24 protein-coding genes, 7 tRNA genes and 1 pseudogene are annotated in these 26,543 nt (G+C 40.3%); 15 read left to right on the top strand and 17 right to left on the bottom strand.

Annotated elements, in window-relative coordinates; all coding sequences use genetic code 11:
* Positions 1-5: 5 nt before the first annotated feature.
* The gene (aspS, locus tag CXF64_RS12445; RefSeq protein WP_024591308.1) at positions 6-1,784 is read right to left on the bottom strand and encodes an aspartate--tRNA ligase; all 1,779 of its coding nucleotides are present in this window, start codon (positions 1,782-1,784) and stop codon (positions 6-8) included.
* Positions 1,785-2,031: 247 nt separating this feature from the next.
* Here aspS and CXF64_RS12450 point away from each other — a divergent pair, with 247 nt between their 5' ends.
* The 7 genes and pseudogenes from CXF64_RS12450 to CXF64_RS20970 all read left to right on the top strand — a co-directional run.
* Positions 2,032-2,880: a DUF72 domain-containing protein gene (locus CXF64_RS12450; RefSeq protein ID WP_101217243.1), complete on the top strand. Its 849-nt coding sequence runs from the start codon at positions 2,032-2,034 to the stop codon at positions 2,878-2,880.
* 24 nt (positions 2,881-2,904) lie between these two features.
* Positions 2,905-3,405, top strand: coding sequence for a M48 metallopeptidase family protein (locus tag CXF64_RS12455; RefSeq protein WP_024608393.1), 501 nt, complete (start codon positions 2,905-2,907; stop codon positions 3,403-3,405).
* Between the two features lie 234 nt (positions 3,406-3,639).
* Entirely contained in the window at positions 3,640-5,823 is a 2,184-nt protein-coding gene (locus CXF64_RS12460) for a YHYH protein (RefSeq protein ID WP_198551139.1), read from the top strand.
* 36 nt (positions 5,824-5,859) lie between these two features.
* Positions 5,860-6,366, top strand: coding sequence for a hypothetical protein (locus CXF64_RS12465; protein ID WP_101217170.1), 507 nt, complete (start codon positions 5,860-5,862; stop codon positions 6,364-6,366).
* Between the two features lie 221 nt (positions 6,367-6,587).
* Positions 6,588-7,946 carry an ATP-binding protein gene (locus tag CXF64_RS12470; RefSeq protein ID WP_232783801.1) on the top strand — a complete coding sequence of 453 codons (1,359 nt, stop codon included), beginning with the start codon at positions 6,588-6,590 and terminating at the stop codon, positions 7,944-7,946.
* Positions 7,947-7,950: 4 nt separating this feature from the next.
* Positions 7,951-8,628, top strand: coding sequence for a response regulator (locus CXF64_RS12475; RefSeq protein ID WP_101217172.1), 678 nt, complete (start codon positions 7,951-7,953; stop codon positions 8,626-8,628).
* 104 nt (positions 8,629-8,732) lie between these two features.
* Positions 8,733-8,900, top strand: a pseudogene (locus CXF64_RS20970) (metal-dependent hydrolase); the annotation flags it as partial.
* Between the two features lie 60 nt (positions 8,901-8,960).
* On the opposite strand, the gene CXF64_RS12485 reads toward CXF64_RS20970, so the two are convergent.
* The 3 genes from CXF64_RS12485 to CXF64_RS12495 form a co-directional block, all read right to left on the bottom strand.
* Positions 8,961-9,491 carry a hypothetical protein gene (locus tag CXF64_RS12485; RefSeq protein ID WP_101217173.1) on the bottom strand — a complete coding sequence of 177 codons (531 nt, stop codon included), beginning with the start codon at positions 9,489-9,491 and terminating at the stop codon, positions 8,961-8,963.
* A complete protein-coding gene (locus tag CXF64_RS12490) occupies positions 9,488-10,048 on the bottom strand; it encodes a hypothetical protein (protein WP_024599836.1) in 561 nt (186 codons plus the stop codon). Before CXF64_RS12490 ends, CXF64_RS12485 begins: the two co-directional genes overlap by 4 nt.
* Before the next feature lie 219 nt (positions 10,049-10,267).
* Positions 10,268-10,954 (bottom strand): DUF3334 family protein, encoded by a 687-nt coding sequence (locus CXF64_RS12495; RefSeq protein ID WP_007586957.1) that lies wholly within the window; start codon positions 10,952-10,954, stop codon positions 10,268-10,270.
* Positions 10,955-11,070: 116 nt separating this feature from the next.
* Here CXF64_RS12495 and cmoA point away from each other — a divergent pair, with 116 nt between their 5' ends.
* From cmoA to CXF64_RS12520, 5 genes are all read left to right on the top strand, one after another.
* On the top strand, positions 11,071-11,796 hold the full coding sequence (gene cmoA, locus CXF64_RS12500; protein ID WP_007378000.1) for a carboxy-S-adenosyl-L-methionine synthase CmoA: 726 nt from the start codon (positions 11,071-11,073) through the stop codon (positions 11,794-11,796).
* A gap of 12 nt (positions 11,797-11,808) precedes the next feature.
* On the top strand, positions 11,809-12,777 hold the full coding sequence (cmoB, locus tag CXF64_RS12505; protein ID WP_101217174.1) for a tRNA 5-methoxyuridine(34)/uridine 5-oxyacetic acid(34) synthase CmoB: 969 nt from the start codon (positions 11,809-11,811) through the stop codon (positions 12,775-12,777).
* A 190-nt stretch (positions 12,778-12,967) separates the two neighbouring features.
* On the top strand, positions 12,968-14,020 hold the full coding sequence (gene purM, locus CXF64_RS12510; protein ID WP_101217175.1) for a phosphoribosylformylglycinamidine cyclo-ligase: 1,053 nt from the start codon (positions 12,968-12,970) through the stop codon (positions 14,018-14,020).
* Positions 14,020-14,667, top strand: a complete 648-nt coding sequence (purN, locus tag CXF64_RS12515) for a phosphoribosylglycinamide formyltransferase (RefSeq protein WP_101217176.1) — start codon at positions 14,020-14,022, stop codon at positions 14,665-14,667. The genes purM and purN overlap by 1 nt, the downstream gene beginning before the upstream one ends.
* 16 nt (positions 14,668-14,683) lie before the next feature.
* The gene (locus CXF64_RS12520; RefSeq protein WP_007586948.1) at positions 14,684-15,418 is read left to right on the top strand and encodes a DUF3108 domain-containing protein; all 735 of its coding nucleotides are present in this window, start codon (positions 14,684-14,686) and stop codon (positions 15,416-15,418) included.
* Positions 15,419-15,461: 43 nt separating this feature from the next.
* Here CXF64_RS12520 and CXF64_RS12525 read toward each other — a convergent pair whose 3' ends face one another.
* Entirely contained in the window at positions 15,462-16,226 is a 765-nt protein-coding gene (locus tag CXF64_RS12525) for a class II glutamine amidotransferase (RefSeq protein ID WP_024591316.1), read from the bottom strand.
* A gap of 324 nt (positions 16,227-16,550) precedes the next feature.
* Between CXF64_RS12525 and fadE the strand changes: the two genes are divergently transcribed.
* Positions 16,551-19,007: an acyl-CoA dehydrogenase FadE gene (fadE, locus tag CXF64_RS12530; RefSeq protein ID WP_007586946.1), complete on the top strand. Its 2,457-nt coding sequence runs from the start codon at positions 16,551-16,553 to the stop codon at positions 19,005-19,007.
* Here fadE and CXF64_RS12535 read toward each other — a convergent pair whose 3' ends face one another.
* From CXF64_RS12535 to dnaQ, 11 genes are all read right to left on the bottom strand, one after another.
* On the bottom strand, positions 19,008-20,123 hold the full coding sequence (locus tag CXF64_RS12535; protein ID WP_101217177.1) for a DUF6136 family protein: 1,116 nt from the start codon (positions 20,121-20,123) through the stop codon (positions 19,008-19,010).
* Positions 20,120-20,710 carry an ABC transporter ATP-binding protein gene (locus CXF64_RS12540; protein ID WP_101217178.1) on the bottom strand — a complete coding sequence of 197 codons (591 nt, stop codon included), beginning with the start codon at positions 20,708-20,710 and terminating at the stop codon, positions 20,120-20,122. The genes CXF64_RS12535 and CXF64_RS12540 overlap by 4 nt, the downstream gene beginning before the upstream one ends.
* 555 nt (positions 20,711-21,265) lie before the next feature.
* Positions 21,266-21,342 (bottom strand) — tRNA-Asp (locus CXF64_RS12545).
* A 54-nt stretch (positions 21,343-21,396) separates the two neighbouring features.
* Positions 21,397-21,473 (bottom strand) — tRNA-Asp (locus tag CXF64_RS12550).
* A 37-nt stretch (positions 21,474-21,510) separates the two neighbouring features.
* A tRNA-Asp gene (locus CXF64_RS12555) sits at positions 21,511-21,587 on the bottom strand.
* Positions 21,588-21,625: 38 nt separating this feature from the next.
* Positions 21,626-21,702, bottom strand: a tRNA-Asp gene (locus CXF64_RS12560).
* 31 nt (positions 21,703-21,733) lie between these two features.
* Positions 21,734-21,810: transfer RNA gene (locus CXF64_RS12565), tRNA-Asp, on the bottom strand.
* A 41-nt stretch (positions 21,811-21,851) separates the two neighbouring features.
* Positions 21,852-21,928, bottom strand: a tRNA-Asp gene (locus tag CXF64_RS12570).
* Between the two features lie 27 nt (positions 21,929-21,955).
* Positions 21,956-22,032: transfer RNA gene (locus CXF64_RS12575), tRNA-Asp, on the bottom strand.
* 97 nt (positions 22,033-22,129) lie between these two features.
* Entirely contained in the window at positions 22,130-23,500 is a 1,371-nt protein-coding gene (locus tag CXF64_RS12580) for a TIGR03503 family protein (RefSeq protein WP_101217179.1), read from the bottom strand.
* Between the two features lie 9 nt (positions 23,501-23,509).
* A complete protein-coding gene (dnaQ, locus tag CXF64_RS12585) occupies positions 23,510-24,223 on the bottom strand; it encodes a DNA polymerase III subunit epsilon (protein WP_007586004.1) in 714 nt (237 codons plus the stop codon).
* 68 nt (positions 24,224-24,291) lie between these two features.
* Between dnaQ and rnhA the strand changes: the two genes are divergently transcribed.
* Entirely contained in the window at positions 24,292-24,756 is a 465-nt protein-coding gene (rnhA, locus tag CXF64_RS12590; protein WP_007378210.1) for a ribonuclease HI, read from the top strand.
* 162 nt (positions 24,757-24,918) lie between these two features.
* Here the strand turns inward: rnhA and CXF64_RS12595 are convergent, their stop codons facing one another.
* On the bottom strand, positions 24,919-25,704 hold the full coding sequence (locus CXF64_RS12595) for a class I SAM-dependent methyltransferase (RefSeq protein ID WP_101217180.1): 786 nt from the start codon (positions 25,702-25,704) through the stop codon (positions 24,919-24,921).
* Between the two features lie 53 nt (positions 25,705-25,757).
* On the opposite strand from CXF64_RS12595, the gene gloB reads away from it, so the two are divergent.
* Positions 25,758-26,531 (top strand): hydroxyacylglutathione hydrolase, encoded by a 774-nt coding sequence (gloB, locus tag CXF64_RS12600; RefSeq protein WP_101217181.1) that lies wholly within the window; start codon positions 25,758-25,760, stop codon positions 26,529-26,531.
* The last annotated feature ends 12 nt before the right edge of the window (positions 26,532-26,543 follow it).

Consider the following 26,543-nt stretch of genomic DNA (forward strand, 5'->3'; position numbering starts at 1 on the left):
CAAGATTACTCTTCGTTAGGTATCGCTTTTTCTACAACACTTATTGCAAGTTCAGCTAACGAATCAAGGTTAGGTTTGCTTGGCGCGTTGGTTAATAAGCACGACGCTTGTGTTGTTTTAGGGAAAGCAATAACGTCACGAATGTTATCGGTACCACATAAAAGCATTGCTAAACGGTCAAGACCAAATGCTAAACCTGCATGTGGTGGTGTGCCGTATTTAAGTGCATCAAGTAAAAAGCCAAACTTGTCTTGTTGCTCTTGCTCGTTAATACCTAAAATTCTAAATGCAGTTTCTTGCATATCTGCATTATGAATACGTACCGAACCGCCACCAACTTCGTAGCCGTTTAATACCATATCGTAGGCATCTGAAATAGCAGCTGCTGGGTTTGCTTCAAGCTCACTGGCGTTAATGTCTTTTGGTGCAGTGAATGGATGATGTACAGCATGTAATGTGCCTTCGTCATCTTCTTCAAACATTGGGAAGTCTACAACCCAAAGTGGTGCCCAGCTATTAAGGTTAGTGATTTCTAAATCAACACCAATCTTAACGCGCAGTGCGCCCATTGCTTCGTTTACTGTGTTACGCTTATCGGCACCAAATAAAATAATATCGCCAGACTGTGCATTAGTACGCTCAAGTAATTTAGTAATTACGTCTTCGCTTAAAAACTTAGCCACTGGTGATTGAACACCCTCAGCGCCTGCAGTGTGGTCGTTTACTTTCATCCACGCCATGCCTTTAGCGCCGTAAATACCAATAAACTTAGTGTAATCGTCAAGCTGTTTACGAGAAAGCTTAGCGCCACCCGGTACAGTTAACACAGCAACGCGACCTTTTTCGTCGTTAGCCGGACCTGAGAAAACATTAAACTCTACGTCTTTAACTAAATCTGCAACATCAACTAATTTCATTGGGTTACGTAAATCTGGCTTATCAGAACCGTAAAGGCTCATTGCCTCGCTGTAAGGCATGATTGGAAAATCGCCTAAATCAACGTTTAGTAATGTTTGCCACATTTCGCGGATCATTTTTTCAGTCATACCACGTACTTGATCAGAGCTCATGAACGAGGTTTCTATATCTATTTGGGTAAATTCTGGTTGACGATCGGCACGTAAATCTTCATCACGGAAACATTTAACAATTTGGTAGTAACGGTCAAAACCCGACATCATCAACAATTGCTTAAACAACTGTGGAGACTGTGGTAATGCGTAAAAACTACCTTTATGAACGCGGCTTGGCACTAAGTAATCGCGCGCGCCTTCTGGCGTTGCTTTAGTAAGTACAGGTGTTTCGATGTCTAAAAAGCCGTTTTCATCTAAAAAGCGACGAACAAAGCTGCTTGCTTTAGCGCGTAATTTAATACGGTCACTCATTTCTAGACGACGTAGGTCTAAGTAGCGGTATTTTAAACGACGCTCTTCTGAGTTTACTTGGTTAAAATCAAGCGGTAATGGCTCAGAGCGGTTAATAATATTAAGCTCTTTACCTAAAATTTCGATCTCCCCTGTTGCCATGTCTTTATTTACTTGGCTGTCTGGGCGTGCGCGAACAATACCTTTTAGCTGAACACAAAATTCTTGGCGAAGTGTGTTAGCTGAACTCATTAACTCTTCAATGTCAGAGTCGAATACAACTTGTACTAAACCTTCTCTATCGCGTAAATCGACAAAGATAAGTCCACCAAGGTCACGTCGTTTGTTGATCCAGCCACATAGTTCAACTTCTTGATCTACGTGAGTTTTATTTAGCTGTCCGCAATATATAGAGCGCATAGTTTTCCTGTCAGATAAAAGGCTTAAACGGCTAAACTTATTTGTTTTAAGGCGTGTGATTTAAAAAACAGGTCACCACAATACAAATAAAGCCGCTAGCAATCTAAAAATAATCAAATTAAGCCCTGCATTATACTCAACTAACATTAAGATGCTAGGGCGTGTGCCGCTTTTGCCCCTGAATTTACAGCAGCTTGTTTTGTTATTTGCTACACTATCGCCACTTTATAATAAGGCGCTAGTTTGTATGTTATATATTGGATGCCCGCAGTGGTCGAGTAATGCATGGAAAGGCAATTTATTTTCAAGCCAATGTAAAAACGCCGATATGCTTAGCCAATACGCACAACATTTTAATTCTGTTGAAGGCAATACCAGCTTTTACGCTGATCCTGCGCCAAGCACCGTATTGCGCTGGGCAAACAGCGTACCTGACGATTTTAAATTTACTTTTAAGTTTAATCGTCGCTTTAGCCACGAGCTGCACCTAACTAATGTTCAAACCGAGCTTACTGATTGGCTAAACTTGTTTACCCCTATTTTAGAAAAAACTGGGCAAATCATGCTGCAATTACCTAAAGCATTTGGTCCTGGTGACTTACCCAAACTCGCACAATTTATTAGCCTATTACCAAAAGAGGTTAATTACGGTGTAGAGGTACGTCATACTGCGTTTTTTCAAAAGGGCGAAGCCGAAATAGCGCTTAATCAGTTATTAATGGCAAACAACATAAATCGCATATCGATGGATACTCGCGCCCTATTTGCAGTAAAACCAACCACCGAAGCGCTAATAGATGCACAGCAAAAAAAGCCGCATTTACCCGTGCATGCCATTGCTACAAGCACACAACCCATGGCGCGCTTTGTTATCGCCGATTTACAAAACGACTATAAACCCTTTTATAAACCGTGGCTGAGTAAAGTAAAACAATGGCTTGATGAAGGAAAAACGCCTTATGTGTTTTTTCATACGGCAGATAACCGAGAAGCACCTTTATTAGCAAGGCAGTTTTGTAAGGACCTTGGTTATAATCACAAAGCATTAAACCCATTTACTGGCGAAAAAGAAGCCCACCAGCAAGCACTTTTCTAAAAGTAAAACGACAGAGAAATAATAATGAGTGAATACGCACGTTACTTTACCGGCTACCCAGCTAACATTGTTGAGCAAGTATTAAACCTTATAAATAACAAAAAGGTATGTGATTACTTACTTAAAAAGTACCCGCAAGCACACACTATTACCAGCGATAAACTACTTTATAGTTATGCAACCGAGCTTAAAAAACAGTATTTAAAAAACGCACCACCGTTTGGTCGCGCAGCATTTAAAAAGCAAGGCGATATGGTCACCAACGCACTCGGTACACATACGTATCGAATGCAAGGTAAAACCCGCAAACACGATTTAGCGATAAACAGCGACTTGCTGCGCGCTCCCGAGCCGTTATTAAAAGCGTTAGTGGTACATGAGCTCGCCCACTTTAAAGAAAAAGACCATAACAAAGGCTTTTATCAACTTTGCTGCCATATGGAACCGAGTTACCACCAGCTAGAGTTAGATTTAAGAATTTTTTGTGTGGTAGTCGCAATGGGTGAAAATCCTTATTTAAAATAAGGATTTTAGCGTTATTTAACTGAGTGAAAATAACGCCATGCTTAAGTTAATATTTCCTTTCATAACCAAGCGCCCATATCCAATCTCTTCTCTTATCCAAGTAAGCAGCTCACAACTTAACGCCAGCCCTTAATAAAAACAAAAAAGTTTAAAACTACATAATTGCCCTACATTTGAGAACTACACTCTTAATAGCTAATTCTTTCTATGTACTCTTAATCTTTGGAGTTTTAAATGATGAAAAATACCCATGCCATTTTACTCAGTGCCCTGTGCTGTGTAACCTTAAGTGCCTGCAACGAGCAAAACAGCCAATCACTTGAACAATCAAACCTCAATGATTTTACTCTAACCAGCTCAAAGGTAAGCGATGGCGGTAACTTGCCTATTACTTATACGTGCGATGGGCAAAGCATTAGCCCCCCACTTAACTGGAGTGGTGCACCTAAGGCAACCAAATATTATGCATTAATTATGGATCATAAAGCGCCAGAGGGAATGCATTGGTATTGGACCATGTACAACATTTCCGCCGATAAAACACAAATTAAAGCGGGCGAAACTCTCGGTGAAGTAGGCTCTAATAGCGTAAACGATTTAAACCAATACGCGCCGCCTTGCTCTAAAGGTCCGGGTGAAAAAAGCTATACTTATACTGTGTACGCGTTATCTGCACCAGTTACCTTTAATAGCGATACAAAAGTAGATCGATCAGCATTACTCGCCGCTGTAAAAGATATTACGCTCGATACTGCAAGTATGACGGTTAAGTACTCGCGAAGCGCTAATAGCGCCGAGCACAAACCGGATTCAAAACCAAAACCAAATGAGCAACCAAAGCCTGATAAATCATATTTAACCGCTAACGTAAAATCACCTCGTTGCGATGCTATTACACAATCGGTGAGTAATGCAGGGTTTGATAAAAGCGTATCTGTTACGTGCGATGAACAATATGCTTATATTGCCTCATCTACTTATCCTGTTCATGAAGTAATGACTGGTATTACAGGTACTAACGAGCAAATACCCGTTCCAGCTAAAGACTACGCCGCACCTATAAAGCTAAACCCAAAAAAAGCAAAAACAATAACAACAATTGATGCAGCCGTAGGTGTTGCCGTTAATGGCGTACCAATATACGACTATTCTTCGCAAGGTGAGTTGGATGTAAATAGCTACGATGAAAAACACGACACGTTAGCACTCGGACAGTTAGATATATGTGGCGGACACGCAGGACGAGGTGATGACTACCATTATCATGTATCGCCAACGTGTATGATTGACACAATGAAAAACCAAACAAGCGATGCCATTATTGGTTGGGCTTACGATGGTTACCCGCTGTATGGCAGTAAAAACCCAGACGGCAGTGCAATTGCCAAAGGTGACCTTGATGTATGTAACGGGCAAGCCGACGACACATTTGGCTATCGCTACCAAACATCAGCTACACCGCCGTATATTATTCAGTGCTTAGTAGGTGAAGTAGATACAGCTAAATTACCAAGAGTGTCACCACTGAGTGGCGATACTCAAGGTATAAGAGCCGACTTGCGCCCGCCACAAGGAGGCGTTGAAAACCTAACGCACGCAATCTCTGAAAATGGCAGCCGTACAATGAGCTATTCATACAAAGGTGAAAACTACTTTACTACCTACAGCCCTGCATCACAGGGAAAAGACTGCTATAGCTTTAAACAAAAAACCATCAGTAATGGTGGCAAAGTTCAAACAGGTACATTTTGTAGAGGCCCGCAGCCAAATCACCTTACTCCAACAGTCACTAAGCAAAATACAAATCCTGCCATTACAGGCAAGCATAACTTAAAGCTAGAAGCATGGGCTGATAACTGGTTTACAGCCTACATAGGCGAGCAGTTACTTGTTGAAGATTCTGTGCCAATAACCACAGAGCGCTCATTTAATGCCGAAAGTATTACGTTTTCTGCAAACTACCCTATTGAGCTTAATTTAATAATTAAAGACTTTAAGCAAAACGACACTGGGCTTGAATACATCGGTGCTAAAAATCAGCAAATGGGTGATGGCGGTTTTATTATGCAACTTACCGACACCGATACAAATAAAGTAATTGCGGTAAGCAATAAAAGCTTTAAATGCGAAATACTTCACAAAGCGCCGCTTAACAAATTATGCGAAAGCGAAACAAACCCTGTAGCGGGCGAAGGCGCTTGTACGTTTATGTCAAAAGAAGCACCAACTGACTGGCTGCAAAGTAACTTTGACGATACGAATTGGGCTAATGCAGTAGAGCACAACTTTGCCGATGTAGGACCAAAAGACGGTTACGACGATATTAACTGGGATGAAAACGCAAAATTCATGTGGGGCGAAGACTTAGAAACCGACAACACCCTTATTTGTAAAGTAACTATTGAGCAACCTCAATAAACAAAAAGGTCTCCGCTTCAATAAAAGGTAGTAATTATGTATTTTTTAAAAAAATTAAAATGGCTAATGCTAGCGTGTATTTTAACAAGTATGTGCGCTCAAGTGAGCGCACATGTATTAAAAAACACAACAGCCCAAGTAATTTTAAGAGATGGGCAAGTTGAAGTAAAAGTATTAACTAATGCTGAGCATTTAATCTCAGCGCTGCAAAGCGAGCAAGCATGGCTTATGGGCGATATTGATAAGCTTATGCCTACAAACTTAAGTGCAGAGCAACAAGAAGAGTTTGTAAAAAATGCACTTAAACAAAAAACGAGCTTACGTGTAAATCAGCAAGTTATCGTGTTTGAACGCGTCGTTTTTACCACCAGCAACAACGAAGCGCACGACCTAGAAATTGTTTTTCAAGCGAAGCACTCATTTACAACAGTAGATGAGCTTGCCATATCGTTCCCTAAAAGTTTAGGTGCAGTACACGCAAGCTTTGTAAAACCACAATATAAGTTACTGGGTGCTGGCGATACCGCAAAAATAAAGTTCTAGCCCAAGAATCAACATACCTAAAAGCTTACTTAAAAAGGATTTTAGTAAGCAACTCCCTAAATACGCTAATTGTAGGCACATAATCAATATGCAATACTGCTTGGTACGTTAACGTCATGATCTTTACTATTTGCCAATCAGTGAAATTAATACATAAATTCTTTTTAGCTTTTTTTATCACTAATATCGCCCTTGTTGGGCTTATGTTTGTGTTTATATACATGACCTTTTCGTCAGGTTTTAACGACTTTGTTGAACAAGAAGAAACAAAACATGTAGCAATGGTTAAGCATCAACTTATTGAGTTTTATAGCGGATTAGGCAGTTGGCAACCCATTACACAAAGCACGCAATTATGGCGCTCTATTGTAGAGCCGCAAAAAAAGCCAGGCGAGCCCAAAGCGAATAAACACACAAGCACCCCACCCAAACCAAATAACAGCAATGTAACGCCTTCTTTATTGTGGGTACATTTACCTGCAGGTTCACTTAAAACAGGGCAACGTATAAGTTTATATGATCAAAATAAAAAGGTTGTTGTTGGTAGGGCTAATTTAAACGACAACCCACATATAGAACCTATTTTATTAAACAATAACGTTATAGGCTGGATAGGTTTAGTCCCTTCAAAACTTGTGCAAAGTAGCCCAGCAAAAGCATTTTTAGCAGCGCAATTTCATAACTATTTTATGATCACATTACTCGTTATTGTGCTCGCATTTATTATGGCTATTGTGTTATCACGCCATTTAATCAAACCGATAAAGCAAATAGTAACTGGCACCGATGAGTTAACAAAAGGAAATTTTGCCAGCAGAGTCATCCCCTCTAGTAAAGATGAGCTAGGTACCCTATCCAACAACTTTAACGCCTTAGCCCACACGCTTGAGCAAAACCAACAAATGCGATTCCAATGGGTGTCAGACACATCCCACGAATTAAGAACCCCACTTACTGTACTACGCTCGCATTTACTAGCCGTGCAAGATGGCGTATTTACAGCTGACACAAAGCGCATTGATTTACTCATAAACCAAGTAGATAACTTAAGTCACATTGTTGACGACCTAGCTCAACTAACAAAAACAGATAGCGTTAATTTAACCTATAACAATGCGCGCATTGATTTAATCACTATTTTTGAGCAATCAATTGAAAACTACACCGCTCGCTTTAAAGAGCGTGAATTAAATGTAGACAGCAAAAGCTTAACCAAAGCCGGCAAATGTATAATAAATGGCGATAAAGAACGCCTTGTACAATTATTTTCAAACCTGTTAGAAAACACCTGCAGATACACGCATAAAGGTGGGCAAGTAATAATACTTGCCAACAAAACACACAATAATATTGAGCTTATTTTACAAGACTCAGCACCAAGTGTTTTACCAAACGACTTACAAAAATTGTTTGAGCGTTTTTATCGCGTTGAAAAATCTCGAAGCCGAGAGCACGGCGGCTCGGGCTTAGGGCTTGCACTTTGCAAACAAATAATAGAAGCACATGGTGGTCAAATATCGTTGCACAACTCACCACTTGGTGGACTAGAAGTTAAAATAACGCTGGCACTTTTAGGTTAAAATAATGGCATCACAAAAAATACTTATCGTTGAAGACGAAGAAAACATTGCAGAGGTACTTATTGCCTACGCTAAGCAACAAGATTACGAAACTGAGCACTTTAATAGCGGCAAGGGTGTAGTTAGTTTTGTAAAACAAAACGCAGTAGATTTAATACTTCTTGATTTAATGTTGCCAGATGTTGATGGCATAGAGCTATGTAAGCAAATTAGAGCCTTTTCAAGTGTGCCTATTATTATGCTTACCGCAAAAAGTGAAGAAATAGACCGCTTACTGGGTTTAGAGGTCGGCGCCGATGACTACATATGCAAACCCTTCAGCCCCAAAGAAGTTATAGCACGCATAAAAGCCGTACTAAGAAGGACCAGCCAGCCTAAAACCAACATCATCAATCATAATAATTTTCAATTACACAAAGACGATTACGAAGCCCGCCTAAACGGCAAAAGCATTGGCTTTACCGCCGTCGAGTTTAAAATATTTTTATTATTTATAAGCCACGTAGGGCGTGTTTTTACCCGCGAAGATATTATTAATAACGTATACAGCGACACAACCGACATATCCGATCGCAACATAGATACACACATTAAAAATATACGAAAAAAGATTAACGACATTCAAGCAGGACTAAACCCAATAGCTGCGGTTTATAGTGTGGGTTATAAGTTTAAAGAGTAGGTTTAGCCGCTTAAAATAACAGCATTAAAAACGAGGGAAGTACGGTTCCCAACGCATTAATTGGTCGATACACAATGATCTCCTTCGGCGCACCTGAGCTATAACTAAAAACGTTAGTAGCACATGAGCTTGCTAACTTTAAAGAAAAAGACCACAACAAAGGCTTTTATAAACGTTGCTGCCATAAGGAACAGCAGTATCACTAATTGGAATTAGATTTAAGGATATTTTGTGTGGTAGTGGCGATGGGAGAGAATCCGTATGTTAAATAATGAAAACCTCACAATAGACATTTCCCTACCTCCCTGCCGCCTAAAATTCAATCACAGCTATCAAACATCGTTTCGCTTAATTACTTCATTAGAAAACTGCTGCAAGTCTGTAAATGCATTGTTTTGATGTTGTTGAAACTCCAGAAGCTTTTTTTTACCCCTTATCACAAATAGGTGCCCCGAAACTAAAAACAAAGGTGTTACTAAAGTCGAAATAACAACTAAAATCGTAATCGGAATGAAAGTAACTTTCTCTAAAGGACTGTAACCTATATATGCTAAGACCCCCAAAAGTAAGGCAGTAACTAATAAACCTAAGACCTTAGCATATTTAGATATACCTTCTAGTGTACTTAAATAAGAGCTTTGTAAAGATGAATACTTCGAAGCACAGCGCCCCGTTCTGTAATCTTTGCCTAAGTTTAGTTCTAAAGCTTTGTCTACGTCATTTGATATTTCGCGAAAACGTTCAACAGCTTGATTCCTAAGGCCATCCCAAACAGCAAAAACTAGGTTGAGTCCCACAGCGACTTCAAACAAAGATGCAAAATCACTCAACAAATAAACAATAGGTGTACTGACCTCGCTCATTTTTTATTCTCCCCTGCACGGGGGCTCAAGCTTTTTGCCTTATTAAAAAATGAGAGCATCTTTTTCGCGCTCTCAGAATCGGAGAAATTGACGAAAGTGTGTTTCTTATCGTTATTAAAATCAAAGTGTCCAATCATAAGTGATTGTTTATCCCCAAGTATAAAGCTATGCATCGGTTGCGACAATTTAGCTTCCATTGCTTCTAGCTTCTCCTGTGGGAACTCGTATAAGAAAAGTTTATCACTGGAATTGATTTCTAAGCCTTCAGATAATCTGGAGAATTTGTTAGTACAATTAGTAACAATAGAGATGCTAGTGTCATCTTCACTTAAAAAATCTTTTAAGTTTTTTTTAACTTCTAAATGAGTAAATGCGTCAAAAAAGGTATTATTTCCATTATGATCAAATTTGATAAATGCTTTTAGTGTGTTATTACTCCTATTTGCGAGTAATCCAATGACATATCTTAAACTTTCAACTGACTCAACTTTAATAGGTAAATATTTATTATCCTCAGAGTACTTCTTCACTTTCGTAAACAGCCCGCTTATATCCATACCCTTCCTAAATCTTAAATAGACCAAACTCAATAGATTTGTATTGTACCTTTTAGGCGCACAAAGCTATAAATTAAAATGTTCATATTAATAAAAAATTAATTTAGATATAAGGTAGACCTGATATCTGCTCATACCTACCTTATGAACTTTCTTTCTCCAAGCAGCGAAAAAGCATGTTGGGTTTCGTTTCACTCAACCCAACCTACGTAAATAGGTTTAAAGCCCTAAGCCTGCCATAAAATCATCATCGGCATCGTCTTGCTCTACTGCTGTAGATGCTTTTTCTTTGTCCGCTTTTTTACGTGCTTCGTTTTCAATTATGTCATCAGGGTCTAGTGCTTCTGCAATATCAAAGTCGTGTAATTTAATAAACTCTGTTTTATCCATCGCTAATTCCAAGTAAAAGATATTTTGTTTACTTGTAGTGAATGTTACGCGGCGGGCTTGCGGGCGATCCATGGTGGTATCTACCGATATTTGCACTTGCTTGTTTATTGCCATCATTTTTGGCTGGTTTTGCGTAATTGAAGTATGTAACTGCTCGCGCACTTTAGACGTAAAGTCGCCAACAATTTGATTCATCAACTCGCCTAGTACGTTTGATACGTCGTCTGATAAATGGCTATGCGCTATTTCATCTTCTGGCATTCCCATGTTTCGCATGTAATCGCCATAAATTTCCATCGCCGCTTGCGAAGTAAAGTTGGTAATTACAAGCCCTGTAAAACCGCCGTCAAATAAAACAAAGCAGCCAATATCTGGTCGCATACATGTACGTGTTATTTTTTGCACCATGGCTGAGTAGCTAATACCATTACCGCTGGCTGATGTGAGTACACCTGTCACTGAATGACAAAGGGTTGCTAATATATCGTCTGTGCTGATGACCTTACTTTTGCTCATTTAATCTTCTCTTTTATACTTATTATTCATAATTCTAGTCAAGCTACTGAATTTATCACTGACTATCCAGTATAAAATGTTAAAATAACGCCATTATTTACAAAGAGACTGCCTTCGTGACCATAAAAGACAGTATTTATGCCTCTGAGCAACAAGTAAAAGATTTTAGCTTTGACCAAAATGTAGTCGAAGTTTTTCCAGATATGATCCAGCGCTCTGTACCGGGCTACGCAACGATTGTCAGTACAATGGGTAAACTTGCGGGTGAATACGCACAAAGTAACTCAAATCTTTATGATTTAGGCTGCTCACTGGGTGCAGTAACGCTTAGCATGCGACGAAATATTCGCACCGATAACTGCCATATAATAGCGGTAGATAATTCTCAAGCTATGGTTGAGCGTTGTAAGGTACATTTACAAGGTTTTAAATCAGATGTGCCTGTTACTGTTACTTTGGGCGATATTAACGAGCTTGAGATTCAAAACGCCTCAGTAGTGGCAATGAACTTTACGTTGCAGTTTATTCCACACGCGCAGCGCCAAGCCGTGCTTGAAAAAATATACGCTAATTTAAAACCTGGCGGCGTATTACTGTTAAGCGAAAAAATTAAAGCTGAAAACGAGCAATGCGACAATTTATTGATTGATTTGCACCACGACTTTAAACGACACAATGGTTACTCTGAGCTTGAAATAAGCCAAAAGCGTACCGCCATCGAAAACGTTATGCGCCCAGATACACTAAGCGCTCACTTTACTCGCTTACAAGATATTGGTTTTAGCCAAACTCAAGTGTGGTATCAATGTTTTAATTTTTGCTCAATGGTAGCAATTAAATAAAGAGAGTCATCCATGTCTCAATGGTTTAACCAATTTTACGCATCTATCGCACAAAGCCCACTTAGTCACTGGCTAGAAACCCTTCCTGCACAATTAAAACATTGGCAGTTAGAGGCAAGCCACGGTGATTTACCTAAATGGCAAAAAGTACTTAAAAACTTACCAGAGGTGGCTACAACACACGTTGATATTTCTACTAAGGTAGAAATTGGCGCCCCAGGGGAGATGAGTGATGGCGAGCAAAAGCAAGCCATGCATTTATTAAAACGCATGATGCCATGGCGCAAAGGCCCATTTAGTGTGCACGGAATTGAAATAGACACAGAGTGGCGCAGTGATTGGAAGTGGGACAGACTCCTGCCTCATATTGAGCCATTAAAAGGTCGCACTGTTTTAGATATTGGTTGTGGTTCAGGTTATCATTTATGGCGTATGCGCGGTGAAGGCGCAGAGTTTGTAGTGGGTATTGATCCGTCTGATTTATTTTTATGTCAGTTTCAAGCAATTAAACACTACAATCCAGACGAAAACGTGCATTTACTACCACTAGGCGTTGAAGCATTACCTGAGCTTAAAGCGTTTGATACGGTTTTTTCGATGGGCGTACTTTATCATCGTCGCTCACCTATCGACTTTTTAGCACAGTTAAAAGCCCAGCTTCGCCCCGGCGGCGAACTCGTACTTGAAACGCTAGTAATTGAAGGTGATGAAAACACAGTATTAGTCCCTACCGACCGCTACGCTAAAATGCGCAACGTTTGGTTTATTCCAAGTACTGCAGCATTAAAACTGTGGATGGAACGCGTTGGCTTTAAAGATGTGCAAATAAAAGATTGCGCTATTACCACGCTTGAAGAACAACGCAAAACCGATTGGATGGAAAATGAATCGTTAATCGACTTTTTAGATCCAAACGATACAAGTAAAACAATTGAAGGCTACCCAGCTCCACTTCGAGCCATATTAACTGCAAAAGCATAGCTGTTAATTTAACGCCTTTAATACTAAAAAAACGCCTACGGGCGTTTTTTTGTTTATTTAAACAACAGACAGCGGACAAGTGTCCTTGTTAATTATTTCAAAATTACATTTGAGCTAGCCGCGACCTTGCAATTGTTGTAAAATACGCGCGTTTCTAAGCAACCCAAAACAACTATTTTGAGGAAAACCTGTGAGCGAACAAAAACAGTCTCTAAGCTATAAAGACGCGGGCGTAGATATCGACGCTGGTAATGCACTTGTTGAGCGTATTAAAGGCGTAGTTAAAAAAACTCGTCGTCCTGAAGTAATGGGCGGAATTGGTGGTTTTGGCGCACTTTGCGAAATTCCTGAAGGCTACAAGCAACCAGTATTAGTTGCAGGCACAGATGGCGTTGGTACTAAACTACGTTTAGCAATCGACTTAAAAAAACACGATACTGTTGGTATTGATTTAGTTGCAATGTGTGTAAACGACTTAATTGTTCAAGGTGCTGAACCCCTGTTTTTTCTAGATTACTATGCAACTGGTAAACTAGATGTAGACACAGCAGCTGACGTAGTTACAGGTATTGGCAAAGGTTGTGAAATTTCAGGTTGTGCCCTAATTGGTGGCGAAACAGCTGAAATGCCAGGTATGTATGATGGTGAAGACTACGACATGGCAGGCTTTTGTACAGGCGTTGTAGAAAAATCTAAAATTATTGATGGCACAAAAGTAGCTGCAGGCGATCAGCTTATTGCACTTGCATCAAGCGGCCCTCATTCAAATGGCTTCTCTTTAATTCGTAAAGTACTTGAAGTGTCAAAAGCTGATACCAGCGCTGACTTTGAAGGTAAAACTTTAGGCGAAACTTTACTTGAGCCTACTCGTATTTACGTAAAACCTTTACTTGAGTTATTCAAAAACGTTGACGTACATGCGCTTTCGCATATTACTGGCGGCGGTTTTTGGGAAAACATTCCACGCGTATTACCCGCTTCAGCAAAAGCTGTAGTTAAAGGTGATAGCTGGCAGTGGCCACCTATTTTTAACTGGTTACAAGAAAACGGTAATATTACTACGCACGAAATGTACCGTACATTTAACTGTGGTGTAGGTATGGTTTTAGTAGTTCCTGCAGACAAACTTGAGCAAAGCTTAACAATGCTAAAAGACTTGGGCGAAAATACATGGCACCTTGGTGAAATTCAAGATGCAGCAGCTGGCGAAGAGCAAGTTGAAATTGTAGGTGGTGCTAAGTAATGGCACCGACTCGTCTAGTAGTTTTAATCTCAGGTAGTGGCTCTAATTTACAAGCCATCATAAATGCCTGCGAACGTGGCGAGATAAACGGACATATAGCGGCTGTTATTAGTAACAAAGCAGACGCTTATGGCCTAGAGCGTGCAAAAAAAGCAGGTATTGCTACAAAAGTGCTCAGTCATAAAGATTTTGACTCGCGCGAAGCGTACGATGCGCAATTAATGAACGTTATCGACTCTTTTATGCCAAATCTAGTTGTATTAGCTGGGTTTATGCGTATTCTTACTCCTGGCTTAGTGCAAAAATATGTTGGAAAAATGTTGAACATTCATCCATCTTTGTTGCCTAAGTATCAGGGGCTGAATACCCACCAAAGAGCAATTGATGCAAAAGACGATGTTCATGGCGTAAGTGTTCACTTTGTTACTGAAGAATTAGACGGCGGTCCCGTTATTCTTCAGGCGCAAATACCTGTACTCAAGGATGATACAGCAGAAACATTAGCAAAACGCGTGCATGAGCAAGAGCATATAATTTATCCTTTGGTGGTCAAGTGGTTCAGTGAACACAGACTTACTATGGAAGCAGATTATGCAGTTCTTGACAAAAAACAACTTCCTGCACACGGCGCGCACTACTCACAATAAAAAAATAAGTGCCCTGTTGTTATGTGCGGGCGCTTTACTTCCAACTAGCCTAATTGCAGGCGAATTGACCCAATATCAAGCTAACTACGATATTTTACGCAAAGGTAAAAATCATGGTGAGGCTGTTCGTGAGCTCAAAAAAATGGGCGACGATACTTATGAACTAACATACCACAGCAATATTGAGTGGATGATTTTCTCTGATTCTCGTGAAGAAACATCAAAGTTTACCTTTAAAGATGGCAAGGTTACCCCGCATCATTACAATATGATCCGCACCGGTACAGGCCCAGATAAAGATTATAAAATTGATTTTGATACAACAAACAAAGTAGTGACTAGCAGCGCTAGCGAATACCCACTTAAATGCGAATGGACTGATGAATTTCAGGATGCTATTTCATACCAAGTGCAAGTGCGCGAAGGATTGAAAAAAGGCGAAACGAGCTTTTCATTCCCGCTTATAGACAAAAAAGGTAACCGCCGCGACTACAACTTTGAAGTTGTTGAAAAAGAGATGATCTCCCTACCTATCGGTAATGTAGAAGCCATTAAAGTTAAACGTTTATACGATAACGATAAACGCCAAGCAATTGCATGGTTTGCGCCAGAAATGGATTACATGCTGGTACGTATGTGGAAAGGCGAAAAAGGTATGGAGCAGTTTGAAGTTCAAATGAATTCATTTACTGTTACTGCGCCTACAGCTGTTGCGCCTGCTACAGCACAACAACCTCAAGAAGCTAACTAAATTTAATTAAACCAAAATTAAGCTAATATTTAAAATAGGTGGGCTAAATTAGCTCACCCATTTTAAACAATGCAAATTCCCCAGGCTCCATTTTTTGCCAACGCTCATCATTCGTCAAAGGCCTTGTAGCTATAACTGTTACTACATCGTTTGGTGTGGTCTCTTGTTGAAAATCAACCACCATGTCGGCGTCAATCAACGTTGCTTTACCAAATGGCGCACGGCGCGTTATGTAATGTAAGTTATTAGTGCAATACGCTAAAACAAACACCCCATCGGTCAATAACATATTAAACACCCCTTTTTCACGAAGGGTATGCGAAAGCTTAGCGGCGTATCTAAAAACCGACGCCATATTACTTGGACGCTTTGGGTATTTTTCACGAATTTTATCAAGTAACCAACAAAAAGCGAGTTCGCTATCGGTGTTACCTACTGGGCGATAGTACTGCGGTTTTAAATCATGATAATTAGATAGCTGCCCGTTATGAGCGTAAGTAAGCTCGCGCCCCCATAACTCTCGCGTAAAAGGATGAGTATTTTCAAGGCATACTCTCCCGCGGTTACCTTGGCGAATATGGCTAATAACCGAGACACTTTTAATGGGGTATGCTTTGACGAGCTTTGCAATTTCAGATTGATAACTCGGCTCAGGATCTTTAAAGGTTCTACAGCCTTTACCTTCGTAAAATGTAATACCCCAACCATCTTTATGTGGTCCCGTGTTTCCGCCACGCTCTAAAAGGCCTGAAAAACTAAAACAAATATCGGTAGGCACATTGGCTGACATGCCAAGTAATTCACACATTAATAAAATAACCCTTAAAAACCATACATTAAAATAAATAGCGTTATATTTGTGTATTAAGCGTACACTAATTTGCAACCTGCTATAACGGCTATACTTACTTAAAAAGTGTCATTTTGCTATTAGATTTATTTATTTTTACGTTAACACTACTTACGGTTAATGCTTTGACTATACGATAGTTATTGTGCGTTCCTCTGTCGGGTAATTAAATATCGTATTTAAGTTACTTTCTACTACAATTTAACATCGTTATGTACTTGAAAATTACTGTTACTAGCGCTACTCTAAGTGAGGTGGTCTGACCTCTATTAAGGAATAAAAATGACACTCATATTTACACTGGTTCTAATCGCGTTGCTTTGCACTGCGGTTTACCACAGAGCAAGTTGGAACACAGCACTTGGTGTTTCGGCTATAACTTTATTAATTGGTACCTTTGCAGGTGCTTTTGGTTTAATTAGCTGGTTGATCTTTTTGATCATCGCGGTTCCTCTTTCTGTTACTGGCCTTCGTCAGCAATATATCATCAAGCCTATTTTTGCTACGTTTAAAAAAGTAACGCCAAGCATGTCTGATACTGAAAAATCAGCTATTGATGCCGGTACGACGTGGTGGGAAGCTGACTTATTTTGCGGTAACCCAGATTGGAAAAAACTTCACCAATACCCAGTTCCTAAACTTACTATTGAAGAGCAAGCCTTTGTTGATGGCCCTGTTGAAGTAGTATGTAGCATGTTGGACGATTGGGAAGCAACGCACGAACTAACCGACCTTCCTCAAGATGTATGGCAATATCTAAAAGATAATAAATTCTTTGCCATGATCATCAAAAAAGAATACGGCGGTTTAGAGTTTTCTGCATTTGCACAATCATGTGTACTTCAAAAACTAACAAGTAAATCAACATTACTTTCGTCAATTGTTGGTGTACCGAACTCTTTAGGCCCAGGTGAATTATTACAACACTATGGTACAAAAGAGCAAAAAGATCATTACTTACCCCGCCTAGCGAGCGGTCAAGAAATTCCATGTTTTGCGTTAACTTCGCCAGAAGCGGGTTCTGATGCAAGCTCAATTCCAGACTACGGTGTGGTATGTAAAGGGCAATGGAATGGTGAAGAGGTTGTGGGTGTTAGTTTAACGTGGAATAAGCGTTACATTACACTAGCCCCAGTGGCTACCGTACTTGGACTTGCGTTTAAATTACAAGATCCAGACGGCCTAATTGGCGACAATAAAGAGCCAGGCATCACCTGTGCACTTATTCCAACGGATACTCCCGGAGTTGAAATTGGTCGTCGACATTTCCCGCTAAACGTTCCATTTCAAAATGGTCCTACTCGCGGTAAAGACATTTTCGTACCACTTGATTATATTATTGGTGGTCCAGATATGGCTGGTCAAGGCTGGCGCATGTTGGTTGAATGTTTATCGGTTGGTCGTGCAATTACATTGCCGTCAAACTCTGCCGGTGGCATTAAAATGATTGCTATTGCGACAGGTGCTTATAGCCGCATTCGTCGTCAGTTCCGTTTACCTATAGGTAAAATGGAAGGTGTTGAAGAGTCACTAGCTAAATTAGCTGGTTACGCTTACAGCTCTGATGCTGCGGTTAGTATGTCTACGGGTGCTGTTGATTTAGGCGAAAAGCCATCTGTTGTTTCTGCCATTATTAAATACCACCTGACAGAGCAAATGCGTGATGCAACTATTCATGCAATGGATGTACTTGGCGGTAAGGGCATCATGCTTGGGCCAAATAACTATTTAGGTCGTGGCTATCAAGGTGCACCTATTGCCATTACCGTTGAAGGTGCAAACATCTTGACCCGTAATATGATTATTTATGGTCAAGGTGCTATTCGCTGTCATCCATTTGTACTTACCGAGCTAGGTGCGTGCGAAATTGAAGACCGTGAAGAAGCGCTTAACGTATTTGATAAAGCGCTAATGGGTCACATTGGTTTTACTATGTCGAACCTTGTACGTACTAAGTGGCTTGCTCTTACCGGCGCTCGTTTTACAAGTGTGCCGTACAACGACGAAACCGCTGAGTTTTACCGTATAGCGTCACGCTTTAGTGCATCACTTGCTCTTATGTCAGACATTAGCATGGCAGTATTTGGTGGTTCACTAAAACGTAAAGAACGTATTTCAGCACGTTTAGGTGACTTACTTAGTTACTTATACTTAGTGTCTGCAACGCTTAAGCGTTACAACGATGAAGGCCGTAAAAAAGAAGATTTTGCTCTAGTAAAATGGAGTTGCCAAGATCACCTTTACCATTGCCAACGTGCACTTGCTGATTTAATTAATAACATGCCTTCGGCTCCACTACGTGCCGTGTTAAAAGTATTGTTATTCCCGTTTGGTCGCCCGGTTCGTAAACCAACTGACCAACTTGAGCATAAACTTGCGCAACTACTACAAGTACCTAGTGAAACGCGTAACCGTTTAGCAAGCTATGTATACCTAACAAATGAGCCGCTTAACCTTGTAGGTCGTCAAGAGCAAACGCTTAAAGACGTACTTGCTGTTGAGCCATTATTTGACCGTGTATGCAAAGAAAAAGGTCTTAAACTGCCATTCTTCCAGCTTGATAAAGTAGCGCAAATGGGGCTTGAAGCAGGTATTTTAAGCCAAGCAGAGGCTGATAAACTAGCTGCTGTTGAGCAATCTCGTTTAGATGTTATTAACGTTGATGACTTCGACCCTGCTGACTTACTTGCAGGCAAAGCCGCGCGTAATAGCGTTAAAAAAGAAGCTGATGCTGCTTAACTAATTTAGTAAAGCAAGCACCCCAGCTGTAAAAAAAATCCAAACCAGCGCATAATGCGCTGGTTTTTTTTGTGCAAAATTAACCTGCAACAAACACCATGGTAGACCTAAACTCAACAAAATAATGTTTAATCTCTCAAACGTAATGCTGTAAGTTACAAAGGTCGCTAAAAACAACAGCATACTAGGTATAAACTGGCTAATATAAAACGTCCGTGCTTTTTGGCATGTATTAAAAAACAAGCGATATTGTGCATAAATTTTAGCGCAATCAAATTGTAATGAGCTGCAAAATAATACAATAAAAGCCATCGCCACAGCATCAAGTATATTAACGAGATCAGCACGCTCAGCGACTAACGTAGTCGAGGCCATAAACACACATAAAAGTAACGACATACGCCATACCAGTGTCCAGCTGTGATTTATAAAGTAGCAAAACCAAAAACCAAACAGTGACCGAACACTAACACGCCCATTTATATTAACTCTAGGTATAAGCAAGCTAATGCTAAAGATGATTGAAAAAACAATATGATAAATAAGCGGCGGTATGTTGATGGGAGTGAATAAAAAAAGGCCGCTTAACATAAAACCATAAACTAGTGCGCTAGGTTTGTATAAACACACAATGCCTAATCCTAACTGAATAAACATAAATACTATAAAATGCGGCACCTTTAACCACTGTTCAAAGGTAAGATCAAGCGCTATCAACAAACTAGCGATAAGCCAGCCATTGCTGATAAATAACAATTTAATATCGGCAAGGTGAAGCCAGCTAGGGTGAGCGATCGTAAGTTGAAACAGCCGTTGGTTACTATTTTTAATCGCCAGTTTCATTGCGCTTATCATCACGCTTTGCAATAACAAGTAAAATAGTGCCATTTGCGCGCCATATAAAGGCGTATCCGCACTATCTATAATTTTCCCTAAGCCTAAAAAAAGCAATAATACAAAACCAAGAGCGGATGATCCCAACACCACTAAAAATAACAAACCAAAGTTTTTTAGCTGTTGAAGCAATTGCTTAAGCTCAAACGTGTACGCTAAATACCGGTAACCTATAAACGCGAGATACTGATTAAGTTTGCTTTTTATGCTTATGATACTCATAGCGAGACACACTTAAAACCATGCTCAATAAACACAGCGGGCTCATGGCAAGTAATGATAATTTGCCCATTGGGTTTGTCAGCCAAATAAGCATCGAGTTGGCTTAAAAGATAATGAATACTGGTTTGATCGAGCGCAGCACTTGGCTCATCTAATAATAAATAAGGTGATTTACGCATTAATGCTAAAATTAGCTGGCATTTTTTTTGATTGCCCGACGACAGTGCTTCGAATCGCGTATTTAAAAATGCATTAAAGTTAAACCCGTTAACCAGCGAATGGGGCCAATCGCAACCTAATGTGTTAACAGATAAATCAATAATTTGATTTGCAGTTAAAAAATCTGGTAACGCAATACGGTCACTGGCAATTGCTACGGTTTTTGTTGGAGTGTTCAATCGGCTACCAGCAAATAAAAGTGAACCACTTTGCGGCTTTTCAAGTCCTGCTAGCATCATCAGTAATGTCGTTTTTCCTTGGCCGTTAGGCGCTTCAATACACCCCTTTTGATCTGAAAAAACTTTGTTGTAATCCTTAAAAACAACATTGCCTGAAAATTGCTTATTTAAGCTTATGACTTCAATCATAAAATATCCCTCTAAACTGACTATTCATTATAAGAATTCTGTTATGAGAAACAACTAATACCAATTCGCTTAATTAAGTGATCTATTTTGAGGATGGAGAAACGTGTTGATAGCTAGGCAAAAAATTCGCTATTTAGTTTTTCTAAATGAGAATTTTTTAACACAGGTAGCGACACGTTTAGCCCCGCAAAATGATTAAGTATTATTGCGGATTGGTATAATGATTGGAGTGGTGCTGTAGCTCACACTGCATACCACCCATGAAAAAATTAAGGTTATTAAAATCGCTGAAATAGCTTCTGGCACGAGTAAATACTTTAACTAGCCGTTATACCCGATAAGAGCTAATTACGTCATGTGTGACACCATGGGGCAATTTAAGACTGGAGCGGTATTCAGTGCTAAGTGTTTAACTATTCATGGAGATAGAAGAAGATGAATATTTAGGAATAAGAGGAATATTAAAAAGTCGATTTTTTAGCTGATAGCCAAAGAATGTTTTACTAAATTATTTAATCAAGGATTTTATAAACTTGTTATTGAGGAAATAACAAGTGGCGGAGTGGACGGGACTCGAACCCGCGACCCCCGGCGTGACAGGCCGGTATTCTAACCAACTGAACTACCACTCCGCAGTGGTATGTGCATGGGGTAATGCACTTACTAATTTTAATCATGATATCAAATGGCGGAGTGGACGGGACTCGAACCCGCGACCCCCGGCGTGACAGGCCGGTATTCTAACCAACTGAACTACCACTCCGCAGAGATATCATTATACTTGTTATTACTTAATTTGTTGGCGGAGTGGACGGGACTCGAACCCGCGACCCCCGGCGTGACAGGCCGGTATTCTAACCAACTGAACTACCACTCCAGCATACAAATTTTGTAATATAACATTGTTTAAATAGTTGGCGGAGTGGACGGGACTCGAACCCGCGACCCCCGGCGTGACAGGCCGGTATTCTAACCAACTGAACTACCACTCCAGCGCACATTTAAACTGTTATTTTTTCTTATTGGCGGAGTGGACGGGACTCGAACCCGCGACCCCCGGCGTGACAGGCCGGTATTCTAACCAACTGAACTACCACTCCATAATAAGAATATGTTTTACAACCATACGTTGTGTAAGTGTTGGCGGAGTGGACGGGACTCGAACCCGCGACCCCCGGCGTGACAGGCCGGTATTCTAACCAACTGAACTACCACTCCAGCTTTTACTTACAAGTTTTACGAAAATGGCGGAGTGGACGGGACTCGAACCCGCGACCCCCGGCGTGACAGGCCGGTATTCTAACCAACTGAACTACCACTCCATATTTCCGTTGCTGTTTAGGTCTCCCTGACAGCGGCGTGAATAATACGAACCAACCCCTATTTCGTCAAGGGCTTTTTTGTTTTTTTATAGGTTTTTTAGTCATCTGTCATCGAAAGGTTTAAAATTTCACCTGATCTGTCATTTTTTGAGCCATTTTTACCGACTTGATTTTTTTCTGTGTCGGCAACATCACCTTCGCTTGTTTTCTTTTTCTTTAAAAAAGGTAGCTTCACTTTAAATTTAATCGGTTTTTTCTGAACAAATATACGAATTAACAACCATCCGAGTAATAAAATAAGCGTATTGCAGCCTACAATTAAACTAATAATTGTCGATGTGCCCATTTTTTCTTCAACAGGTTCACTCTCAATCATTTTATCTGGTGTAATAATCGTTGCAGGATCAATTTCGGGCACCGCTTCTATGGGTCGTTCTATCTCAAATTTATACGTTGGTAGCGTTGCCATAAATTCACGGCCATTAATATTAGTGCCAAAAACAGACAGCTCAACACTATATCTACCCCAATCATAATTTTTTACACTAAGCTGACGTGAGTCTTTAGCTGCAGCATCTATGGTAAACATTTGCTCTTCGTTATTGGGATAGTAGATTTTTCCCTGGATGATGACTGTTTCTGGCTTAACAATACTTGGGTCTATATTTATAGTTAACAGATGCTCGTCTGTGTCTTGCTCTGCTAACGCGACTTCGGTTACAAAAGGTGGCTCGTGCACTTCTATTGTATTTTGCACAATGCGACGCTGCAGCAGAGGTGTTGCCACGTAAAGCTCTGGTGTCCATTCACCCGCTGGGAAATCTAAAGTAAACTCGCCGGTAAATACACCATCTTTAGGGCGCTCATCAAATCCACGCCCATCGTCTTTAAATTCAGCTACTTCTTGAATGCCTGCGCCAAAGTTAGCAAAGTTTTCATTGTTGGTACTTACAAAGTCAACATTAAGGCTAACAACATCTCTAAATAGGTTTGTGTTAATTGGCTCACCGTCATTTAGTATTTTCCCGGTGATTTTTATTGTCTCCCCCCTAAACAACATTGAAGGAAGAGGCTCTGCCTCAAGAGATATTTCGCCTAATACAACTATTCTGCTGTCGGGTAAAATACTGCCTATTACTTGCCAAGGACCTGCCATAGGTTTTTTTATGGTTACTAAATCGTAGCTGAGTTCGTCAAACCAATCTAAGTTAGGGTTTTTAACTGAGTCAGTAGCAAAGTACTTACTGCCATCGGGCCTCACTAAAATAACAGCAGGTGCACCTGATTTTCTAAAAAAAAGCAGTGTTATTTCATCTATTTTGCTATCTATGCGAAAACGATTATCAAGTAAAGGGATCTCATTTTGATGCCCATCGCGCTTGAGCACTTCTACTTGTTTTACGCCATATGCATTGCCAGTAAATAAACTAGCTGCACATAACGCTGTTACAAAATACATCGTTTTCATCAAATCGCCTTATTCAGCGCGCCATATACATTGGCCGCCTTCTTTGTTTACAAGATCTAATCGTGCTTCGTGTGCGCTTTGCTCAGCGTCGCTTGCTCGTAATACAACTAATGGGGCTCTATCACTATTTAAACGCTTTATACCGCCCTTCTGTTGCTCGCTGCCATCATCTTTGTTTTGATTCAAATTCAGCTTTGTTTGACCGCCCGTCATGGCAAGGTAAACATCGGCTAAAATCTCAGAATCCAGAAGCGCGCCGTGAAGCGTTCGTTTACCGTTATCTACATCGTAACGACGACATAATGCATCAAGGTTGTTCTTTTGACCTGGATGCAAGTCACGCGCCATTTTAAGCGTGTCGAGAACTTGACAAAAAGTATCTGTTTTAGGGTAGCCCTGATTAAGCAGCGCAAATTCGTTATCCATATGACCAACATCGAACGGGGCGTTATGAATAACTAACTCTGCCCCTTCAATATAGTCGAAAAACTCTTGGGCAATTTGATGAAACAACGGTTTATCACGTAAAAATTCGTTAGTGATACCGTGAACGTCGATTGCTTCTTCTTCGCTTGGGCGTTGTGGGTTTATATAAACGTGAAAATTATTGCCTGTTAAACGGCGATTTACTAACTCCACACACCCAATTTCTATAATACGGTGCCCTTGTTTAGGGTCTATGCCAGTGGTTTCTGTATCTAAAACTATTTGTCTACGTGCCATATCGAATTTAGCCTGATTCTGGTATCTTTCTATAATCACTTTATTGTACATAAGATCAAGGTAAAACAGTGCAAAAAACCGTAGAGATTTACACCGATGGCTCATGTTTAGGTAATCCAGGCCCCGGCGGTTATGGTATTTTTATGATTTATAACGGCCACGAAAAAGAAATGAGCCAAGGTTATAAACTCACAACGAATAACCGAATGGAAATGCTCGCGGCTATTGTAGCCCTAGAATCACTCACTCGAGAATGCGAAGTAAATCTAACAACCGATAGCCAATATGTTAAGCAAGGTATTGAATCGTGGATCACTAACTGGAAAAAACGTGGCTGGTTAACATCAGCTAAAAAGCCGGTTAAAAACGTCGACTTATGGAAACGCCTAGATAAAGCCTGTAGCGAGCACAATGTAACTTGGAAATGGGTTAAGGGGCATAGCGGCCATAAGTACAACGAAATAGTTGATGATTTAGCGCGCGATGCCGCTGGCAGTAAAGATTTACTAGAAGATGTAGGCTACCAGCCTTAATTTATTCTGAGCTAGTTGTTATACCAATTTTATTAAAAACATGTTCATTCTATCGCATTAAATAACTCACTAACTGCGTTAAAAATTATTCATATAGAACAACTATATGTCACAATTTTCGCCTTGTTAATGTGCTATTTTCTTAGCGCTATAATAGATCACTTATTTAATGCAATTGGTATTATTTTCTTGCTCGCACGATTTAAAGTGTTGCTTTGACGTTTGTCTAAGCCCTGCCCCTTTTACTGGCGCAAACTGCGGCCTTGCATGCCACTTAGGTTTTATTGGCGTAAGTGGCGCAACTCTTTTTCGTGCCACCAGCATATAAACACTGCCCATCGGTTTTAAATACTGTTTTGCAAAAGTCCGCCAAAACTCAAACCTTGATAGCCTATTACCTCTTGCCAGTGATGAATAAATAAAACGTTCGTCACTTACAATTTCAAAACCAAGTAAGTTTAGCCAATCTTTAACCCTCGCAGGTGTAAAAAAGCGCCCCGTCCATGGTAATTTCTGACCACTAAAAGGCAGCATTTGTGCAAGTCCGCACAAACTAAACGGGTTAAATCCCGTAATTACTATATAGCCGCCCGGAATAAGTGTGCGATGTGCTTCTCGTAAAATGTGATGTGGGTCTGAATGATACTCTAAGCAGTGACTTAGTATGCAAGCATCAATACTGTGCTCGTAAAATGGCAGTTCATCTATGTCAGCAACTACTCCGGTGTAAGGCCCAGGCTCTGCAACACACACTTGGTGTTTAATCGTACTTATACTTGTATTTAATTCGCCACTTAAATTACCTAGCTTAAGCATATGATAGCCAAACATACGCGGCAGCCATTGCTCCATTTTGCGTTCAATATCTTTGCGCAAATAATCCCCATGAGGAAACTGTTGCCACGACAGTGGTTTGGGTCCTTCTTGAAAACTAAGGGCTGGTTTCATTTTTTGAGCTCGTTATACTATGCGATAAGTGTCACTTTATAGAGCAATTTACCATGGTGCAAGTCAAAGCAATTAAAGCCTTTTCTGATAATTACATTTGGTGTTTAACTACCGATAACAGTAACCAAGCATGGGTAGTCGATCCAGGCCAAGCACAGAGCGTATTAGCGTATCTAGCTGAGCACAAACTAACGCTTGGTGGTATTTTAATTACGCATCATCACTACGACCACACTGATGGCGTAGCTGCATTAGTTGACGCCTATCCAGATATATCGGTTTATGGCCCCGCAAATAGTCCATTTAAAGGCGTCACTCACGCACTCACTGATGGTCAAAGCATCAGTGTGCTTAATATTAACTTTAATATTTTGGCAACTCCTGGGCACACGCTTGATCATATTTGCTATACAAATGATGAACTTGCTTTTACAGGCGATACATTGTTTAGCGGTGGATGTGGACGCTTATTTGAAGGCACGCCAAAGCAAATGTGGGAATCGTTTAATAAACTAAGAGAGCTGCCTGCAAGCTGCAGTGTGTATTGCACGCACGAATACACGCAAGCTAATCTTGCCTTTGCCAAAGCGGTTGAACCACGTAACCCAGAACTCCTTGCGTACAGTAAAAAAGTAGATGAATTACGCAGTAATAACCAAATCTCCCTACCCACTTCTATTGGACAGGAGCTAAAAATAAATCCATTTATGCGTAGCGATTTGCCAACCATTACAGAGTTAGTGCCAGAAAAATTCATCTCGGTTACAAAAAACAATGAACCTTGGGGAAACTTTGCTAGTCTGAGACAGTTCAAAGACAATTTTTAATGCACAAACTAA

It is taken from the genome of Pseudoalteromonas sp. GutCa3 (assembly GCF_002836155.1).
Lineage (GTDB): Bacteria > Pseudomonadota > Gammaproteobacteria > Enterobacterales > Alteromonadaceae > Pseudoalteromonas > Pseudoalteromonas arctica.

Excerpts from the sequence above, each read along its gene's own strand:
- aspS (WP_024591308.1), bottom strand. The coding sequence starts at position 1,784 with ATGCGCTCTATATATTGCGGACAGCTAAATAAAACTCACGTAGATCAA.
- CXF64_RS12450 (WP_101217243.1), top strand. The coding sequence starts at position 2,032 with ATGTTATATATTGGATGCCCGCAGTGGTCGAGTAATGCATGGAAAGGC.
- CXF64_RS12455 (WP_024608393.1), top strand. The coding sequence starts at position 2,905 with ATGAGTGAATACGCACGTTACTTTACCGGCTACCCAGCTAACATTGTT.
- CXF64_RS12460 (WP_198551139.1), top strand. The coding sequence starts at position 3,640 with ATGATGAAAAATACCCATGCCATTTTACTCAGTGCCCTGTGCTGTGTA.
- CXF64_RS12465 (WP_101217170.1), top strand. The coding sequence starts at position 5,860 with ATGTATTTTTTAAAAAAATTAAAATGGCTAATGCTAGCGTGTATTTTA.
- CXF64_RS12470 (WP_232783801.1), top strand. The coding sequence starts at position 6,588 with ATGACCTTTTCGTCAGGTTTTAACGACTTTGTTGAACAAGAAGAAACA.
- CXF64_RS12475 (WP_101217172.1), top strand. The coding sequence starts at position 7,951 with ATGGCATCACAAAAAATACTTATCGTTGAAGACGAAGAAAACATTGCA.
- CXF64_RS12485 (WP_101217173.1), bottom strand. The coding sequence starts at position 9,491 with ATGAGCGAGGTCAGTACACCTATTGTTTATTTGTTGAGTGATTTTGCA.
- CXF64_RS12490 (WP_024599836.1), bottom strand. The coding sequence starts at position 10,048 with ATGGATATAAGCGGGCTGTTTACGAAAGTGAAGAAGTACTCTGAGGAT.
- CXF64_RS12495 (WP_007586957.1), bottom strand. The coding sequence starts at position 10,954 with ATGAGCAAAAGTAAGGTCATCAGCACAGACGATATATTAGCAACCCTT.
- cmoB (WP_101217174.1), top strand. The coding sequence starts at position 11,809 with ATGTCTCAATGGTTTAACCAATTTTACGCATCTATCGCACAAAGCCCA.
- purN (WP_101217176.1), top strand. The coding sequence starts at position 14,020 with ATGGCACCGACTCGTCTAGTAGTTTTAATCTCAGGTAGTGGCTCTAAT.
- CXF64_RS12525 (WP_024591316.1), bottom strand. The coding sequence starts at position 16,226 with ATGTGTGAATTACTTGGCATGTCAGCCAATGTGCCTACCGATATTTGT.
- fadE (WP_007586946.1), top strand. The coding sequence starts at position 16,551 with ATGACACTCATATTTACACTGGTTCTAATCGCGTTGCTTTGCACTGCG.
- CXF64_RS12535 (WP_101217177.1), bottom strand. The coding sequence starts at position 20,123 with ATGAGTATCATAAGCATAAAAAGCAAACTTAATCAGTATCTCGCGTTT.
- CXF64_RS12540 (WP_101217178.1), bottom strand. The coding sequence starts at position 20,710 with ATGATTGAAGTCATAAGCTTAAATAAGCAATTTTCAGGCAATGTTGTT.
- CXF64_RS12580 (WP_101217179.1), bottom strand. The coding sequence starts at position 23,500 with ATGAAAACGATGTATTTTGTAACAGCGTTATGTGCAGCTAGTTTATTT.
- dnaQ (WP_007586004.1), bottom strand. The coding sequence starts at position 24,223 with ATGGCACGTAGACAAATAGTTTTAGATACAGAAACCACTGGCATAGAC.
- CXF64_RS12595 (WP_101217180.1), bottom strand. The coding sequence starts at position 25,704 with ATGAAACCAGCCCTTAGTTTTCAAGAAGGACCCAAACCACTGTCGTGG.
- gloB (WP_101217181.1), top strand. The coding sequence starts at position 25,758 with ATGGTGCAAGTCAAAGCAATTAAAGCCTTTTCTGATAATTACATTTGG.